Raw genomic sequence first — 2390 nt, forward strand, 5'->3', positions numbered from 1 at the left:
AAGGTGAAGTGCTGGGTGCCGCTGATAACTTTGTCTGGTACGCAGAAGAAGCCAAGCGTGTCAACGGAGAAACGATCCCATCCTCCGTTGCGAACAAGCGCATCATGGTTTTGCGTCAGCCTGTAGGGGTGGTAGGGGCGATTACCCCATGGAACTTCCCAGTGAACATGGTTGCACGTAAGATCGCTCCAGCTTTGGCTGCGGGCTGCACGGTGGTTTTAAAGCCAGCAGAAAGCACCCCGCTGTCTGCGATTCGCATGTTTGAGTTGATTGAGCAGGCTGGCTTTCCAAAAGGCGTCGTAAATCTCGTCATTGGAAATCCTGAATCGATTGGGAAGGAGTTCATCGACAATCCGAAGCTCTCCAAAATCGGATTTACAGGCTCCACTCGTGTCGGCAAGCTGCTGATGGAGGGCGCGGCGAAGCAAGTGAAGCGCGTCAGCATGGAGCTCGGTGGTCACGCACCGTTCATCGTATTCCCGGATGCGGATCTGGATGCAGCCGTAAAAGGTCTGTTTGAGAGCAAGTTCCGCAACTCCGGTCAAATGTGCATTTGCACGAACCGCCTGTATGTCCATGAGGATGTTGCAGATGCATTTACAGAAAAGCTGGTAGAGCGTCTGAAGCGTGCGAAGGTAGGGGATGGTCGCCAGAAAGAGACGGAGATCGGTCCGCTGGTAAACGAGCGTGCCTTGAACAAGGTGCTCGAGCATATCGAAGACGCCAAGGGCAAAGGCGGGCAAGTGGTATACGGCGGAAATCGTTTGGTTGAAGGTGATTATGCGAAGGGCTTCTATTGCGAGCCGACTTTGATTTCTGGCGTGACAGCCGAAATGAAAATCTCCTATGAAGAAACATTTGGTCCTGTTGTTCCGCTCATTCGTTTCACAGAGGAAGCGGATGTCGTGCAAATGGCAAACGATACGCGCTATGGCTTGGCTGCTTATGTGTACACTCGCGATAACCAACGTTGCTTCCGCATGGCTGAGCTCCTTGAATACGGAATCGTTGGGATCAATGACGGATCGCCAACCCAGACACAAGCACCGTTTGGCGGCTTCAAGGAAAGCGGAATCGGCCGTGAGGGTGGCCGCTACGGAATGGATGAGTATTTGGAAACCAAGTTCGTTTCCTTTGGATTGTAAGATTAAGAAGATAAGAAGAGATGAAGAGTTCAGACAAGATCTGGACTCTTCTTTCTTTTCATATAGGAAGTGTTTTAAAAGGTACGCTGAACCAATAAAGCTGGTGAGAAGAAAAANNTGCTTTTTCTTCCCCTCCACAATGTTACTCAATTTATAAGGAGTTTTTTATGTGTGAATTTTGTGAATTGTATTGTTCAACACTTTGTTCATTTTTATCTTCAAAGAAAAAGGAAAACAACGGTATAATGGAGATTGGATCAAGGGCAACATTTAATAGATAAAAATTGGTATTTCATATTGACACAAAATGTACATATGACGACGCCCAGCGAGTGTGGCATCGTCCAAGACTTTACATTCGGGAGGGAGGATATAAACATGGGAAATGCACATCAAATGCACGAAATGTCACCGACTACCGGATCAGCAACCTTTTCGGATTTATGGAGTCCGGATGTGATGCTTTTGTCGTTGCTCGTGACTACTGTCTACTTTCTCGTAACAGGTCCAATGCATAAGCGTTTTGAAAACGCTACACCGACAACTGGCAAGCAAAGATTGCTTTTTGTTTTGGCTATCGTGTTGTTCTACGCCGCACAAGGAAGCCCTATCAGTTATTACGGCCATCATTACATGTTTAGTTTACACATGCTCCAACAATCGATCTTGTACTTTGCCCTGCCACCGCTCATGCTTCTGGCAATGCCTGAATGGCTTTTGGCCAAGATTTTCCGTCCAAAAGCGCTGAAGCTCATCCTAAACTCTTTGACACATCCGTTAGTAGCAGCGCTGTTGTTCAACTCCCTGTTTTCGTTTTACCATGTTCCGTTTATTTTTGATGCCGTCGCGATCAACCATGCATGGATGACGTTTTATCATGTCATTCTCGTGATTGCCGCATTTGCGATGTGGTGGCCCATTGTGAGTCCGTTGTCTGACAACAAGCGACAACTGGCCGGATTGAAAAAGCTGTCGTACGTTTTTGCAAACGGTGTCTTGATTACACCAGCATGTGCATTGATTATTTTTGCTTCGGAACCGCTGTACGCTACGTATATAAATGCTCCACAGCTATTCCAGAGCCTCGACGCGTTTAACGATCAGCGCCTTGGCGGAATCATTATGAAGCTGGTACAGGAGCTTGTTTACGGCTGTGTGCTAGCCTATGTCTTCTACCATTGGTACAAGGCAGAGAAGCAGGACGACCTGCCGATGGATCAATCTTTCGGTGCTGAAAAGCCGACT

Annotated in this window: 2 protein-coding genes; both read left to right on the forward strand. The window is 47.6% G+C overall.

The features are described 5' to 3' along the window. Nucleotides 1-1145 (forward strand): NAD-dependent succinate-semialdehyde dehydrogenase (locus C7R94_RS29315; protein WP_106786006.1); only part of this gene is annotated, 1145 nt, incomplete at its 5' end. Between the two features lie 378 nt (nucleotides 1146-1523). After that, nucleotides 1524-2390 (forward strand): cytochrome c oxidase assembly protein (locus tag C7R94_RS29320; RefSeq protein WP_106786007.1); only part of this gene is annotated, 867 nt, incomplete at its 3' end.

This window comes from Brevibacillus sp. NRRL NRS-603, assembly GCF_003013445.1.
Taxonomy (GTDB): domain Bacteria; phylum Bacillota; class Bacilli; order Brevibacillales; family Brevibacillaceae; genus Brevibacillus; species Brevibacillus formosus.